At 40.5% G+C, this 16,524-nt stretch carries 12 protein-coding genes; 6 read left to right on the top strand and 6 right to left on the bottom strand.

Annotation, left to right across the window (positions count from 1 at the left end):
* Positions 1-33 precede the first annotated feature (33 nt).
* Together Q0590_RS14330 and Q0590_RS14335 are read left to right on the top strand one after the other, a co-directional pair.
* A complete protein-coding gene (locus tag Q0590_RS14330) occupies positions 34-3,471 on the top strand; it encodes a SusC/RagA family TonB-linked outer membrane protein (RefSeq protein WP_302038245.1) in 3,438 nt (1,145 codons plus the stop codon).
* A gap of 23 nt (positions 3,472-3,494) precedes the next feature.
* On the top strand, positions 3,495-5,159 hold the full coding sequence (locus Q0590_RS14335; RefSeq protein ID WP_302038246.1) for a RagB/SusD family nutrient uptake outer membrane protein: 1,665 nt from the start codon (positions 3,495-3,497) through the stop codon (positions 5,157-5,159).
* Between the two features lie 70 nt (positions 5,160-5,229).
* On the opposite strand, the gene Q0590_RS14340 is transcribed toward Q0590_RS14335, so the two are convergent.
* From Q0590_RS14340 to Q0590_RS14350, 3 genes are all read right to left on the bottom strand, one after another.
* Positions 5,230-5,682: a hypothetical protein gene (locus Q0590_RS14340; RefSeq protein WP_302038247.1), complete on the bottom strand. Its 453-nt coding sequence runs from the start codon at positions 5,680-5,682 to the stop codon at positions 5,230-5,232.
* A 398-nt stretch (positions 5,683-6,080) separates the two neighbouring features.
* The gene (locus Q0590_RS14345) at positions 6,081-6,980 is read right to left on the bottom strand and encodes a DUF58 domain-containing protein (RefSeq protein ID WP_302038248.1); all 900 of its coding nucleotides are present in this window, start codon (positions 6,978-6,980) and stop codon (positions 6,081-6,083) included.
* Between the two features lie 172 nt (positions 6,981-7,152).
* Positions 7,153-7,902 (bottom strand): septal ring lytic transglycosylase RlpA family protein, encoded by a 750-nt coding sequence (locus Q0590_RS14350; protein WP_302038249.1) that lies wholly within the window; start codon positions 7,900-7,902, stop codon positions 7,153-7,155.
* Between the two features lie 355 nt (positions 7,903-8,257).
* Between Q0590_RS14350 and Q0590_RS14355 the strand changes: the two genes are divergently transcribed.
* The 4 genes from Q0590_RS14355 (at position 8,258) to cas6 (ending at position 12,009) form a co-directional block, all read left to right on the top strand.
* The gene (locus Q0590_RS14355; RefSeq protein ID WP_302038250.1) at positions 8,258-8,599 is read left to right on the top strand and encodes a DUF3276 family protein; all 342 of its coding nucleotides are present in this window, start codon (positions 8,258-8,260) and stop codon (positions 8,597-8,599) included.
* 141 nt (positions 8,600-8,740) lie between these two features.
* Positions 8,741-9,889: an AI-2E family transporter gene (locus Q0590_RS14360; RefSeq protein ID WP_302038251.1), complete on the top strand. Its 1,149-nt coding sequence runs from the start codon at positions 8,741-8,743 to the stop codon at positions 9,887-9,889.
* A 79-nt stretch (positions 9,890-9,968) separates the two neighbouring features.
* Positions 9,969-11,066, top strand: coding sequence for a redox-regulated ATPase YchF (gene ychF, locus Q0590_RS14365; protein WP_302038252.1), 1,098 nt, complete (start codon positions 9,969-9,971; stop codon positions 11,064-11,066).
* 142 nt (positions 11,067-11,208) lie between these two features.
* On the top strand, positions 11,209-12,009 hold the full coding sequence (gene cas6, locus Q0590_RS14370) for a CRISPR-associated endoribonuclease Cas6 (RefSeq protein ID WP_302038253.1): 801 nt from the start codon (positions 11,209-11,211) through the stop codon (positions 12,007-12,009).
* 58 nt (positions 12,010-12,067) lie between these two features.
* Here cas6 and Q0590_RS14375 read toward each other — a convergent pair whose 3' ends face one another.
* From Q0590_RS14375 to Q0590_RS14385, 3 genes are all read right to left on the bottom strand, one after another.
* On the bottom strand, positions 12,068-13,492 hold the full coding sequence (locus tag Q0590_RS14375; RefSeq protein ID WP_302038254.1) for a type IX secretion system plug protein: 1,425 nt from the start codon (positions 13,490-13,492) through the stop codon (positions 12,068-12,070).
* Positions 13,493-13,523: 31 nt separating this feature from the next.
* On the bottom strand, positions 13,524-15,461 hold the full coding sequence (locus tag Q0590_RS14380; RefSeq protein WP_302038255.1) for an ABC-F family ATP-binding cassette domain-containing protein: 1,938 nt from the start codon (positions 15,459-15,461) through the stop codon (positions 13,524-13,526).
* A 474-nt stretch (positions 15,462-15,935) separates the two neighbouring features.
* Positions 15,936-16,442 carry a pyridoxamine 5'-phosphate oxidase family protein gene (locus Q0590_RS14385; protein ID WP_302038256.1) on the bottom strand — a complete coding sequence of 169 codons (507 nt, stop codon included), beginning with the start codon at positions 16,440-16,442 and terminating at the stop codon, positions 15,936-15,938.
* Positions 16,443-16,524: the final 82 nt, after the last annotated feature.

Raw genomic sequence — 16,524 nt, forward strand, 5'->3', positions numbered from 1 at the left:
ATCTAAATTTATTAACCCAAACCTTTATTAATTATGCGAACAACTACTCATCGTACAGGTAAGCTGTGGCTTTTGCTCATAGTTTGCTTAAGTAGCCAGATGGCATTCGGCCAGAGTCTGGCTTCGCTGCACACTGTAAGTCCACCTTTGCAAGAAGATGGAAAGAAAGTAAGCGATAAGGCGCTAAAAGCTGTACTTACCGAACTGGAAACTAAACATTCGGTCTACTTTATCTACGAAAGCGAAGTAATCAACAACAAGTTTGTGCCCTCCAATCAACCTTCTTCTCAAGGGTTGGAAGAATCTCTTAAAAACTTGTTGAAGCCGCTGGATCTTAAATTTGAGAAGGTAAAAAACAATATGTACATCATTGTGGCGACAAACAATGGCAAAGTACAGTTGAATGAAATCACCAGAAATTATGCTTCTCCCTTATATGCCGATGCTTCCGGACAAAGAGGTATGGATGTATATGAAGGCATTATTTTGAAAACAAGCCAGGATGATTTCCGGAATAGAAATATGGCGGTAACCATTACAGGAAGAGTAACCGCCCAGGAGGATAAATCAGGTTTGCCAGGAGTAAATGTGCTGCTGAAAGGTTCTACCAACGGTACCACTACCGATGGCAATGGGAATTATACACTTTCTGTACCAGAAGCAACTGGTACTCTGGTATTCTCTTATATCGGCTATACTACGGAAGAGGTGCCCATTAATGGCCGCACAACTATAGATATTGCTATGGTAGCCGATATTAAATCATTGAGCGAAGTAGTGGTAGTAGGATATGGTACCCAGAAGAAGAGTCAGTTAACAGGTGCTATTTCCTCCGTTTCTTCCAAGGAGATCTCTGAGTTGCCAATAGCCAACGCTCAGCAAGCACTGCAAGGCCGCGCTCCGGGCATAGACGTAATGGCTGAAGGAGGTAGACCAGGACAAGGCGTATCCGTACGGGTAAGGGGCCGCCGCTCTTTCAGTGCAGGGAATGAACCGCTGTATGTAGTAGATGGAATTCCTTTAGCCGGAGGCATTAACGATATTAACCCCAACGATATTGAATCTATGGAAATATTGAAAGATGCTTCGGCCACTGCTATTTATGGTTCCAGAGGTGCCAATGGCGTAGTAATTATTACTACCAGAAGGGGTACCTCCGGCAAAGCTACTATTTCATATGATGGATATTTTGGTCTGGTTAATTCTATTGGTAAAGTTGATGTGTTTAATGCTGCCGAATTTGCAGAGTATAAACGTGAGTCGCGCAGGGCACGTAATGCCTATACAACGGATGAGGCTTTATTTGATGCCGTCGAATTAAAATCTATTCAAGAAGGCAGAAACACAGATTACTGGGATTTAATAGAAAGGCAAGGTACGCAGCAGAGCCATCAGATAGGAGTTACAGGCGGTTCAGAGAAAACACAGTTTGCCGTTACGGCCAATCATTTTTATGAGAAAGGAATAACGCCCGGTCAGGATTTTACCCGTAATACTATTCGTATTAACCTCGACCACAGCTTTAGCGATCGCTTGAAAGTAGGTACCTCTACCTTAGCATCATTAAACATACAAAACTGGGGTCCCAATCCTTGGCCCGGCGCATTACAGGAAAATCCACTTGGCGTACCCTATGACGACAATGGAAGGCTTCTTTTCAGGCCTACTACCGATGGCGCACGTACGAATCCTCTGCATGAAATTATTCCGGGTGCGGTAGTCGACGAAAACCGCCGTGTAAGGGTTTTCTCTAGTATATATGGGGAATACAAAATATTGGATGGATTAAGCTTCCGTGTAAATTTTGGCCCGGATAACCAAAACCGCCGGAATGGTATATTCAATGCAAGCTTAACTAACTCCAGACAAGGAGGATCACCTACAGCACGGCAGCGGTACTGGAATACCTTCTCCTATACGTTAGAAAATATTCTTAAATACAACAAAACCTTTAATGCCGTTCATACAATTGATGCTACAGGATTGTTTAGTATCCAAAAGCAACGCGATGAATTCCTGGATGCCAGCGTAAGCGGATTACCTTACGAATATCAGCAATATTATAATATAGGTTCTGCTGCTGTAGTAGAAGGAGTAGGCAGTAACTTAACAGAATGGGGCATTCTTTCCTATATGGGACGCCTAAACTATAGCTTCAAGGAAAAATATAACCTTACGCTAACAGGCCGTATAGATGGTTCTTCTCGTTTTGCGGGAGAAGTTGGCTTATTCGGCGACACTAAAAAGTATGGCTTTTTCCCGTCTGCGGCTGTGGCCTGGAATATCCATCAGGAAAACTTTATGCAGAATCTTAACTTCCTAAGTAACCTAAAACTTAGAGCCAGTTATGGTGCTACCGGAAATACGGGGATAAATCCTTATCAAACCCAAGGTTCATTAACACGGTCAGTATATGCCTTCGGTAATACTGGTGCCTTTGGCTTCCGCCCAGGTGCTTTAGTAAATCCAGACTTACGCTGGGAAACTACCAAAACGCTTAACATTGGCTTGGACTATGGTTTATTCGATTATAGAATATCAGGTTCAGTTGAGTTCTATGAACAGAATACAACCGACCTGTTAATGCAAAGACAATTGCCTTGGTCTGGCGGATATGGAAGCGTACTGGCTAACGTAGGAGCTACCCGCAATAAAGGTATCGAATTTAGCTTATCTACCATTAATCTAGATCTACCTAATGGCTTCAAATGGACTACAGATTTGAACGTATTTGCCAACAAAGAGCAAATTGTAGAACTATACGGTGGCAAAGAAGATGATCCGGGTAACCGCTGGTTCATTGGTAAACCACTTACCGTGTTCTGGGATCTGGAAAAAATAGGTATTTGGCAACAAGGGGAAGAAGATCAGGCAAAGATCTATAGTGATGAAATAGGCCAGATTAAAGTTCGCGATGTAAATGCAGATGGTAAAATCAACGATCAGGACCGTGTAATTTTGGGTTCAGATGTGCCAAAATGGAGCGGCGGTATCACTAACCGCGTTGAGTTCAAAGGCTTTGATTTATCCTTCTTCGTCTTTACGCGCCAAAAATATATGATCCGGAGTGCATTCCATGATAATTATAACCTGTTATTTGGCCGTTATAACAACTTGGATGTTGATTACTGGACACCTACCAATCCAACAAATGCCTATCCCCGGCCAATATTTAACCAGGAACGTCCGAAGTATAATACAACCATGTCTTATTTCGATGGCTCTTTTGTAAAAGTAAGAAACATTACACTAGGCTATAATTTCCCCTCTGCGCTAGCTGAAAAAATGAAGATGCAATCGCTTAGAATATATGCAAGTGCGCAGAACCCTTTCATATTCAGTAAGTTTGCCAAAGGTATTGATCCAGAACGTGTAAGAACGCCTGAAAATGGAGTAGAACGTACAGCTGAAATAGGTGCCGATACTCCTAGTGTCAGAATTGTATTGCTTGGTTTAAATGTTAGATTTTGATTAACCTCTTTTAAGTAAAGGATATGAAGAAAATAGTATTACTCTGTATGATGGCTTTAATAAGTCAGTCATGCAAAAATATATTAGAAGAAAAAATTATATCAGGGATTACGGCCGATTATTACAATACACCTGCAGGGTTGGAAGATGGTGTGAAAGCTTCTTATGAGCCGCTCCGCAGCTGGTATGGTTCTCAGCGGGGATTTACCCTTACTGTTTTTGGTACCGATGAGTTTACGAAAGGGGCAGATGGAGATTTTAAGCCAGTAAATGATTATGAAACTCCCTCTATGATCAGTGGTCCGGCTTCCACCTATTTCCGTGAAGCATGGAACCAACTTTATCAGGGTATCAACACAACTAATGCTGTAGTTACCAGGGCTCCTACGGTAGAAATGCCGGAAGCCTTGAAAACGATTCGGGTAGCAGAAGCCAGATTCCTACGGGCGCACTATTATTTTTTATTAGTGCAAATGTACGGCCCAGTTCACTTAACTCTGGAAGAAACTACTACGGTTATTACAACAGCAAACCGCACCCCGGTAAGTCAGATATACGACGTAATAGTAGAAGATTTAGAATTTGCTGTTGCTAACCTGCCTGCCACTAAACCTGCCGAATGGGGCCGTGCCTATAAACCGGCTGCCGAGCATATGCTGGCAAAAGTATTGCTTACCAGAGGTTATCTTCCGGAAGCAGCCAAGCCAGATGATTTTTCCAGAGCCGCTGCATTGGCAGAAAGTGTATTAACTAATTACAGCTATCTTAGCTTGATACCCCGGTTCATAGACTTATGGGCTATGGATAATCAAACAAACCCTGAAGTTGTGTGGGCTGTACAATATACAACGGACCCATTAACCAACACCAATACCACAGGTAATCCGGCTGGCGGAGCTTTTAATAGCGGCAATAGCGGGCACTTATATTTTATTATGGAATATGATGCCGGCCATCCGGGAATGATGCGGGATATAGCCAATGGCCGCCCATTCAAACGGTTTAAGCCAACACAGTATACATTAAAATCTTTCGATTTGGAAAATGATTCCAGATACCATGGTACCTTTAAAACTGTATGGTATGCTAACAATCCAAATAATCTGGCTCCTGGAATGAAAATAGGTGATACAGCATTATATGTACCTACCTTCGAAATGTCAGATGCTGTAAGAGCTACAAAGAATTATAAGGTATTTAACCCTTCTCTGGTAGCACAGCGAAGTAATGGCCGGTATTTTCCTTCGTTGAACAAGTTTATAGATCCTAGCCGTCTTACCTTAGCACAAGAGCCAGGTTCCCGTGATTTCTTTGTTGCCCGTCTGGCAGAAACATACCTGATTGCAGCAGAGGCTAACTTCAAACTAGGCAACCTGGAAAAAGCAGCCGAACAAATAAATATTGTTCGCCGCCGGGCTGCCTTACCAGGTAAGGAGGATGCCATGACCATTACTGCTGATCAAGTAACACTTGACTTTATTCTGCAAGAAAGAACACGTGAGTTATTAGGTGAAATGGTTCGCTGGTTCGATTTGAAACGTACCGGAACCTTAGTAGACAGAGTGAAGCTCCATAATCCGGATGCTGCCTCTAATATTCAACCATTCCATCTGTTGCGTCCCATTCCACAAGACCAGTTAGATAGAGTAACGAATCCTGAAGAATTTGCCCAAAATGAGGGATATTAATCTAAAACAACTAAACACAAAAGGCACTGAATTTTCAGTGCCTTTTGTATGTCTGGCTGATCGGCCACTGTTAATGAATAGATTTAAGCCATGTAAGGGCATTATCTTCAGAGCCAAACATATGTGTAACAAATGCGCCTTCAATAGGAGCATCCAGATCATCCGCCAGGTATGAATAAAATTCCTCCGAAAGCAGGTAAGCATTGTATTTAGTGCCTATTTTCAGCAGCTTAGGGATGTAGTATTCTGCCAGCCAACGGTTCACCCCATCAAAATAGCTGTTCATTTTTGAAATATCTGCCAATATTTTGTTCAGCTTATGCTGCTCCAGAAATGTATAGAGCGGTCCATCCAGAATTTCTTTTATCTCTTCATTTGTAACCGAGCCAAACCAGCGGTGTATAGCTATTTTACTGGGTATTTCTTTACTTTCAATAATGTGTATTAGCTGACCTTTTGTATTATAGCTCTCTATGCGATTGTCTTTGTGCTGAATAGTAATACTGGTATGGGTATTGATCATCTTGTGTATATATGAATAAGGACAAAAAGTTTACTGGCCTACCTAACCGGTTGGAGTATTGCCGGAATAGTTTTACAATATACCAGTACACAGTCCATTCAGCCAAACAGCCATTATTATCGCTTGTATATAATAATCTGAAATAGAAATCTGCGATTTTAAAGAGGGTTTCTGTCAATATTTTCTTACATACATAAAAAGCCACCTGGGTATTCCTACCTAATAAAATAGCCGTAACCAGTTGGGTTTGCCAATAGGTAAATGCTCAGAAAAGATGAGGATGCGTAAAAAATAAGTGCATGGAGTTTGCCAGCCGGAATACCAGACTAAGAAAATTCTAAAACTAAGACGAAATTCTTACTGGCAGCGAATTACACAGAAATATATACTTAGGGTAGCTACTTCATTTTAGAACGTTTAATCAGGTAAGCATACAAAATCTGATTAAAGCCCTGCTGAATATCTGCTTCAATAAAGTCTATTTTGTACTGCCCGCATTTAAGTTTAAGCTCTTTGTTGTACTGCTCCACATAGTGCCGGTAATGATCTTTTATCTGAGCAGCCTGTACTTTTACTCTTTCTCCACTTTCCATGTCAATAAATTCATACGGGCGGTCTTCAAAATCGAAGTTTGTTTCTGTTTTTTTATCAATCACATGAAACAGCAATACCTCATGCTGGTTGTGCTTCAGGTGTTGCAGGGCAGAAAATAACTGGTCGGCTTGTGCAATATTCTCAAACATATCGCTGAAAATGACTACCAGCGAGCGTTTGTTTATTTTATCAGCTATTTGATGAATAACGTCAGCAACGGCTGTTTTACCAGATGGCTTATCCTGCTTTAATAAATTCTGTAGCTGTAGAAAAAGCTTATGCACATGAGTAGGTGTAGACCGGGTAGGCGTATGTACATCTATGTTTTCTGCGAAGGTACATAAGCTAATGGCATCTTTCTGTTTTTGAAGCAAATAGGCCAGGCAGGCGGCAGCCATTGTGCTGAACGTAATTTTACCCAGATTGTCCTGCGGATAATACATAGAAGCCGAAACATCTAGCAAAATCTGGCAGCGCAGGTTGGTTTCCTCTTCATAACGTTTGGTGTACAGCCTGTCAGTTTTGGCATACACTTTCCAGTCGATATGCCTGGTACTTTCACCGGTATTGTATAGCCGGTGTTCAGCAAACTCAACGGAAAAGCCATGAAAGGGAGATTTATGCAGGCCCGTGATAAAGCCTTCTACCATTTGCTTGGCCAGAAACTCAATATTGCCAAATTCTCTGATTTGTTTTAAATCCATAGTGGTTTGTTGAATAATAACAACCTATTCTGTTAACGTATCTATCCGGAAAATAAGAACTCTACCCTTAAAACGGATAGAGTTCTTATATTATGTTGAATATACGAAATAAAGCGTAATGAATGGAGTGTTGCTGCTAACTAAATTAAAATACCAGCGCTTTTCAGGCTAATTAATAGTGTTTTTTTACGAATCCATCAAATCCTAACTCATCTAAGCGGTGTGCATATAGCTGGGCTTCTGTCTCTTTTGGGAAGGCTCCGGCCACTACCCGGTGTATTTTTTCTCCTTTGGTGAGATCTACCTGAATGTATACTTCTTGCACACTGGCAGCCAGTAATTCCTTACAAACATCTTTTGCGTTTTGCAGATCGGCAAAGGAGGCCACCTGTACACCAAAACCTTTCGGAAACCGTTCAGTACCCCAAAGGCTATAAGTATGTCCGTAGGAAAAAGGAATATTAATTTTTTTATCGGGCGTGGGAGCCGTATTTGAAAGCGTACGCGGCGCAATAGAGGCAATGCTATAGGGTTCTCTGCTTCTGTGCTGTGCATCTTCTAGTACTTCTACCTGTACAGTAGCAATTCCGGCCCGGATCATATCCAGTTCCCTGGCGGCAGCAGCAGACATATCCAGAATACGAGCTTTGGTATGAGGCCCCCGGTCATTGATGCGTACCACTACAGATTTACCATTGGTAGTGTTAGTTACCTTAACCAGTGTGTTAAATGCCAGGCTTGGGTGGGCAGCTGTTAAGTCGGAGTTGGTAAACGTTTCTCCGTTTGCTGTTAGTCTTCCTTCAAATTTATTGGCGTAATAAGATGCTTTTCCTTGTTCTGCTAGCTGAAGCTGCGTTTGCGCAGAGAGTACCTGCCATCCGCAGAAAAACCATAGTATAAAGCAAATACATGCTTTTTGCATAGGTGTAAACGTTTTAAAAGTGAACTAATTTTACATAATGGCAATAAAGTGATGCGCTAGTATATATATTCCACTAAAACTTTCCAAATCCGGCTGATAGCCCATGAGGTAATATCAACGGAGTTCCTACCAAAAAACAATAGGCCATTAAGGCGTTAGCAAGCAAACTTTAACCTAGGGGTGAAAGCCTATGGAGGGGGTTTAATTCGGGAATTTAGATGGCAGAAAGTGTAATAAGCTTCATTTGCGCAGGAATGATGCAAAAGCTGGTGGACTAATTTATTTTTAAAAATCTTTTATAAGTGCAAATAATATTATAATTTTACTTTCGATAAATCTTAAAATTTTAAGGATTGTGGAAGAGAACAAAGAAAACGAAAAAGTAGAAATTTACTCAAAACGAGTAAGAGCCGGGAAAAGAACGTATTTTTTTGATGTGAAGTCTACACGTTCGAACGATTATTACTTAACCATTACGGAAAGTAAAAGACGTTTCAAGGATGAAAGCTATGTGTATGAAAAACACAAGATTTTTCTTTACAAAGAAGATTTCGATAAGTTTATCGAAGCTTTGAAAGAAACCGTGGAACACGTAAAAACGGATCTGATGCCTGAATTCGATTTCTCGCAATTTGAAGAAAAAGGTGAGCAAAGTGAAGATAATACTGCTTCAGACAAAGATTTACGTTGGGACTAGCCCCTCAGAAATTATTTTATTGAAAAAAAGCTCTTGATGCCCTCAAGAGCTTTTTTAATAACTTCCCTTAAGGCAACAAAAGCCTGGCAAGCGGTACAGACAAAATAGAGACAATGCTCCCTTTTAGTAAATTTATTGCATTTGCGCGGCTTGTCTGAAGCCGCAGGTTATCCGGGTTTATATTTCTTTATGCATATAAAAAAGCAATACATCAGTATAGCCTATATCGCACTCATCACCCTAATTGTGGTTGGGTTAAGCTGGTTGTTTTCTACCATTCTCCTTTACTTTGTTATTTCCCTGATTTTTTCATCGTTGCTACGTCCGGTAACCGATTACCTGAGTGAGATTTATTTCATGCAAATGAAATTACCCAGGGTACTAGCGGTAATTGTATCCTTTATTATCCTGATCTCTATACTTACGCTATTTGTTCTGCTGTTTATTCCGCTGATATCTGAGCAAATTCGCATTCTCAGTTCTCTGGATCTGGAGAAACTGATGGGGTATCTTTCTAATACATTAGGTAGTTTAGAAGCTTTTTTGATACGCGTACTTCATCTGGAAAAGGAACCAGGGTTTTTGTCAGAGGCTTTGCAAGAGAACTTGTTTGCGTTTCTGGAGCGGCTGGAGGTAAGTTATATTATTAACTTCACTATTCAGTTTTCTACTGCTTTTTTTGTAGCTGTGCTGGCAGTAATCTTTATTACGTTTTTTTTATTGTACGAACGAGGCTTGTTGCGCCGTAACATTATTCAGTTAATTCCAAATAAGTATTTTGAGTTAACCATTACGGCCCTACACAAAGTAGAAAAATTATTGTCTAATTATTTACTGGGACTTTCCCTACAGATATTTTCTATTTTCAGCCTTACTGCGTTAGGGCTTACGATGGTAGGCATTAACTATGCCCTAACCATTGCGTTGTTTGCCGCATTGGTAAATGTGGTGCCTTATATTGGCCCGGTTATCGGAAGCGTGTTTGCCATTGTTATTGGCCTATCTACTACACAACTGCCAGATATACCAGATGCGTCGTTGTTTGCCCTAATTAAAATTTTAGCCGTGTTTACGGTTGTCCATTTGATAGATAATCTTATTTCTCAGCCGCTTATTTTTTCAAAAAGTGTAAAAGCACATCCTCTGGAGATTTTTGTTGCTATATTTGCAGGCGCAACAATTGGGGGCCCGGTTGGGATGATTGCTGCCATACCAGTGTACACCATTGTACGGGTGTCGGTAATGGAATTCCGGAAAGGATATAAACAATACCGGGTATTCAAAGAATAACAAAAACATAATGCAGGATGTAAAGCTTTAAGACCTCATGAGTCTCTAAAGCCTGAATCCTAAACACTAAACTATTATTATGGGACTTCAATGTGGAATTGTAGGCTTGCCAAACGTAGGTAAGTCCACTTTATTTAATGCCTTATCTAATGCCAAAGCAGAAGCTGCTAACTATCCTTTTTGCACAATAGAGCCAAACGTAGGCGTAATTACTGTACCAGACGAACGGCTGCAAATACTGGAATCGTTAGTGAATCCGCAACGCGTACTGCCTGCCGTCATTGAGTTTGTAGATATTGCCGGCCTGGTAAAAGGGGCGAGTAAAGGCGAGGGGCTGGGAAATAAATTTTTAGCCAACATCCGCGAAGTAGATGCGATTATCCATGTAATCCGCTGTTTTGCCGACGATAATATTGTACACGTAGCCGGGAGTGTAGATCCTTTGTTTGATAAGGAAGTAATTGATACCGAATTGCAACTCAAAGACCTGGAGTCTGTAGAGAAAAAAGTAGCCAAGGTAGAACGTACGGCTAAGTCTGGGGATGCCAAAGCAAAAAAAGAATTAGCTACCCTGCTACTTTATAAGGAAGCGCTGGAAGGCGGTCAAAACGCCCGGAGCGTGGAAGTATCCAAAGAAGACAAAGAAGCCATTGCCGACCTTCATTTACTTACTGTAAAGCCTGTTATTTATGTAGCCAATGTAGATGAAGCAGCTATTCATACAGGCAACCAGTATGTAGACGCCTTAAAAAAAGCAGTAGCATCAGAAGATGCACAAGTAATTATGGTATGTGCTGCCCTGGAGTCGCAGATTGCAGAGATTGCTGACCCAGAGGAGCGGCAAATGTTTCTGGAAGAATATGGCTTGCAGGAGTCGGGCCTTAGTAAACTGATAAAAGCCTCTTATTCTCTACTTAACCTGATTACTTATTTTACAGCCGGCGAAAAAGAAGTTCGAGCCTGGACCATAAAAAAAGGATTTAAAGCCCCACAGGCGGCTGGCGTAATTCATACTGATTTTGAACGTGGATTTATTAAAGCAGAAGTAATAAAGCTGCCAGACTATAAACAGTATAAAAATGAAGCCGCTTGCCGGGAGGCCGGCAAAATAGCTATAGAAGGTAAAGAGTATGTAGTGGAAGACGGAGATATTATGCATTTCCGGTTCAATGTATAAATAGATAAACCTCACAAATTTTTTTAAACAATTTAATTATCACCTTAGTTAAATTGTTGTCTCTAACCAAGATAGTTGGAAGATATTTTTAGTTTATCTTTTTATTGGTTTAATTATCACTTTTAACACTATTCCAACCGTTGTGAGGGTAAGAATCATTTTTATACTAAAAAACAAAGGAGGCTATGTTCCATTCCATCATCAGTTTTTACTGGCAGAAGTAAAAGAGAAAATTCTTTATGACACTAAGAAATATGATGGATTTACTGATTATAATTTCTCTGGTTTAAAAGGACAAACCAAAATCAGTAAGAATGGACTTCATTTTTATTCCAGCCGTGTTACGCTGGTGCTCTCCAGTCCGGATCAGAACTTTATAGATCATTTTCTACAAAGTTTATTTGATCTGAAAGAGTTAGTTATAGGTAATCTACAGCTGGTTCCAGAAGCCGTAGAACAGGAAATATTGCCTGTGTTCAGCGATTCTATGAAGTGTATATGCATTTCTCCCATTGTGCTGGTAGATTCACTGTCTGGTAGTTCGTATATAAAAAAGTTTGTAGCTCCTGATTCAGATGTATTTTCTGATCTGCTATATGAGTCTACGATAGACCGTATGGAAAAAACCGGTACATATACCTCTGAGCAGATCGCTTCTTTTTATAAGTTCCAGATTGTACCAGATAAAAATTATCTGGATAAAATAAAGGAGGGCGAGAAAAAGTTTGCCAGGATATATCCGGTATACACTAAATCGGATAAATACGAAGTACGGGGCTATACATTTCCCTTTAGTTTGTATGCTGCTCCACAGGTACAGGAGTTTTTGTTCAACTATGGGTTAGGTAATTATACTTACAAGGGTTTTGGCATGTTGGATATTGCCAATGCCGACCTTACCCGTAAAACAGAAACCTATCATTTTTTAACTGTAGACCGGTAGTCTTACAGTGAAGGGCAACACATTTAATGAAGTAAATAGCCTATTGCTTTTCGGACGACTATCTTCTGCTGTTGTGTTTTAGCAGCGTATACCCTATAACTAAATCAGCGCGGGAAGCTAAAGGGCGGTAGTAAATAATAATTTCATAAAAGTTTTCTGTCTCGAAATGGGAACCTTCAAAGTAGGTTTCATTGATTGCGCCGCCTTGTGCAGGTTCCAGGGCATACACATAATTATATAAGCCCTGTTTTAGCAGATAATTTCCTTTGTACGACTGACTGGCTGCATCATAGCGCATTTGACTAATAGAAGTTGGGTTCCAGTTCATAAAGGCGCCCCACAAATGGACATTGCCCGGCGCGCGTTCCGGACTTTGCAAGGTAAATTCTACATTTACATAATCTGCTTCCGTAGCGCCTCTACCTGTTTCATAATTATCTACAGCAAACTGGCCATTGATATCAACCATCTGGCTGTAGGCTTCTTTCGCACGGGATTTATCTGGTACAATCAATACAGTAGTACTGTCGGGGGCAGGATTAATTTTAGCCATATTCATTCCTAAGAAACGAATGCTCCGCATATCAAAAAAACGGTATTCATTGCCGCCGGCAAAATTGTTTTCCAGGTTAAAATAATTGTATTCTAAGGTAGCCTGGTCTTCCCGAACAGATAAAGGCAATAGGCTGGTAATGGCATTATTCCATTTGTAGTTCTGCCGGATGCTTACTTTTACTGTTTCACGTGGATTTGTTAGCGGATAATCGCGGTAAAGTACCTGAAAGTTAATTTGCTGGTTTCTGTTTCTTTCTTGCACGCCAGTAGAAGGGACAACAGTTGCCGCCACCTGCACCCGGTTTTCATAAACGATGAACCGTTTGGTTAAAATAATATCCTTAACATTGCCTTCCCGGTAGACCATTAATACATAATTCCCTGGCAGTTTTACTTTGGGTACTTCAAAAGTATAATGAACGTAAGGAACTTTCGTATTAAAAGAAAGTTGAGGTTGATTAAATAAAAAATCATTGATCTGATCTACAAAATCTATGTCTGTGAGCAAGGAAACAGACCAGTCAGCATTGCAATGAAACAGTTTAGCCCGGTAATTTTTAAAGGTATTCCCCATTTCGTCAAATTCCAGGAGTAAAGGTACCGATTGTACGATAGGAAGTACCGGAGGCTGTAACATGGCAGCAGCCGGGTCGGCACCTTGTGCAACCTGCGGATATAGAAGTACCGTTTTTATGCCCTCTTCATACACATAATCACTGGTACGCATTGTTTTGTCGAGGTAGTAGGCCTCTCCACTTGCCGTAGAAGTAGTTCCCTGCTGGGCTAATGGCACACACGAAGGAATAAATAAATAAACAGCCAGAATAAGCATAAAGGGGAGAGAAGCTTTTTCCGTAACCCATGGCTGGATTCTAGCTACTACTTGAAATGTACGGGTATAAAATCTAAGAAACGGGCTACTCTTCATGTGAAATTTGCTAATGCCAAATGTCTTGTTGTTATGATAACTTTTTTTCCCATTCTTCTTGCTCCAGTAAGGCATCTTCCCACTGCTGCTGGGCGTTATCTAACACTTCGGTAATTTGTTTGTATTGTAAATTGGTTTGTTCTAGCTTTTGGGCGTCGGCATATACTTCTGCACGGGCCAAATCATTCTCCAAAGCCACTTTCTGTGCTTCAAGTTTGTTAATGCGGTCTTCTATCTCCTGTACCTGGGCAGAGACTTTTTTTAGTTGTTTCTGAAATTCTTTTTTCTGGTCGTCGCTGTAAGCCGTTTTTGTTTCTTTCGGCTTTTCTTTAGTTACAGGTTGTTTGGTGGCAGTTTCTGATTTGCTATTTTTTAGCCTTTCTGCCTGCCATATTTCATATTCCTCAAACGTGCCGGGATATTCTTTTATTTGATAATCTTCTATGTACCATATCTTGTTGGCTACATGCGAAACGAAATGCCGGTCGTGCGACACCACTACATAGCTTCCTTCGTATTGCTGCAAAGCCTGTATCAAAATGTTGACTGACTGTATATCGAGGTGGTTGGTAGGTTCATCAAGCAGCAAAAAGTTGGCTTCCGAAATTAAGGTACGTGCCAGAGCCACTCTGGATTTTTCACCACCAGATAATACTTTTATTTTTTTGAATACTTCGTCGTTTGTAAACAAAAAGCAGCCCAGTACACTGCGAAGCTCCATTTCTGTTTTTTCACTCCCAGCTTGTTTTAATTCATCCAATAGCGTATTCTCTACATTGAGTGCTTCCAGCTGATGCTGTGCGTAGAAAGAAAAGTTTACATTGTAACCCAGCCGCCTTTCTCCCCGGATGGGCTCGGTACCGGCAATTATCCGCAGCAGAGTAGATTTACCTTTGCCGTTGGCTCCAATCAGGGCAATTTTGTCGCCCCGTTCAATTACCGCATGCGAATCTTTTAGAATTACTTTTTCACCATACGCTTTGCTCACGTGTTCCAGGTGCATAATAAAACGCCCGGTTTGCTGCTTAAAGTTGAAGCGGAAATTAACCTTGGCCGTTTCATCAATCACATCATCAATTACATCCATTCTGTCCAGGGCTTTGATACGGGATTGTACCTGCCGGGCTTTGGTAGCTTTGGAGCGGAATCTTTCGATAAAACGTTCAGTCTGGCGAATTTTGGCCTGCTGGTTTTCATACGCCCCTTTCTGAATTTCGTTCCGCATAGCTTTTTCTTCTATATAAAAAGAGTAATTTCCTGCATACACGTTTAGCTTCTGCCCGGAAACTTCTACAATCATATTTACAGCATTCTCCAGAAACTGCCTGTCATGCGATACAATAATTACAGCTCCTTCATAATTGTTCAGGTAATTTTCTATCCATTGAATAGAGGGTAAATCCAAGTGGTTGGTAGGTTCATCCAGCATCAATAGCGAAGGATTCTGCAACAGGAGTTTGGCCAACATTACCCGCATACGCCATCCACCGGAAAACTCACGCAAGGGCCGTTCCAGATCTTGGGTTGTAAAGCCTAACCCTTCTAATATTTCTTCTGACTTAGATTGAATAGTGTATCCACCCAGCATGTCAAATTCCTCCTGCAAGCGGGTTAATTTATTCACTAACTCATCCGAATAATTGTTTTCCATCTCATGCAGAATTCTATCAATCTCTTTCTGCAACATATTTTCTCTTTCAAAAGCCTGCATAGCTACACTTAAAATACTATCATTTGTTTGATAGGATAGCAAGTCTTGGTTAAGAAACCCGATCGTGCATTCGCCGCTTTTAGAAATGGTACCTTCGTCGGGCTGATATTCGCCCACTATCAACCGCAATAGAGTAGATTTGCCTGTACCATTGGCTCCTATTAAGCCAATACGGTCTTTCGGTTTTATGTGTAGGTTTACATTTTGATAGAGAGGACGGCTACCGAAATAGAAAGATAAATTATTAATTGACAGCATACGGCAAATTTAAGGATAAATCAACAGATTAGTGAAGTTCCCGGATTATTCCCTACTCTCTACTTAAAAATATTGTAATCAAATCTGCCCTTAAAGAATAATTGAAAGTGTATGTTGCCCGCACTGGTCTTTCAAAAAAGGGAGTGGATAGAATACTTTAAAAATAAAAGCCCAACTCCTAGTGAGAAGGGCTTTATTTTTGTTACTATTTTTTAATAAAATCTTAAAACTGGACTAATATTTGCTGCAGTTGATAGTACTTATGAAATGATTTCATAATGCAAAAGTGTATATTTATAAAGGCCTCTGTTTCTGATAGAGGCTTTTTCTTTTTATAAAGAAATTAGCTAGTTGCAAAATGCAGTAATCTTTCTATAAAGGAATTTACAATATACAACTTTATCAAACACAAGCAACTACCTCTTAAAAATATATTTATTATTTGCAGATATAGCGCAAAAATTCTAACTAATATTAGCTTTTTTCAAAGCCAAATTTTTCATTACGCCCACTTTTATCCGGCTCTCCGGTAAATTTAGCTTTTACCATTTCAAACAGCGTTACCATTTTACCGCCTGGTCTATCCCAATATTCTGCCTGATGTAATTCTACTTTAAGCAAAGCAATACGTGGGTCCTCTTTACCTTCAGGAAACCAGGCTTTCAAAAAGTCGTTCCAGAGCTCATCAATTTTAGCTTTGTCTTTTACAACTTGGGCTGTACCTGCGGCTGTTACATAGGTTTCCGCACTGTGGTTTTCATAGCCCAGTCCTACCTTAGGATTACGCCTGATTTCGCGTACTTTGTTGGAATCGTCATAGGTAAAAAACCATAATGTGCCATTCTCATCCATATCGTGTGTAGCCATAGGCCGCATATGAATATCTCCGTCTTCCTCAACGGTAGAAAGCATAGCAAATTTAATGTCTTTGATTTTTTCTTTGAGCTGATCGAACTCTGCTCGTTGCATAGATGCTTGCATAAGGTAACTATTTTAGGTGTTTTCCTGATAGACGCAAAACCTGCACAAAGAGTTAAGCAGATTGGCAACAAAAAATATACAG

The organism is Rhodocytophaga aerolata, from assembly GCF_030503435.1.
In the GTDB taxonomy this organism is placed as follows: Bacteria; Bacteroidota; Bacteroidia; order Cytophagales; family 172606-1; genus Rhodocytophaga; species Rhodocytophaga aerolata.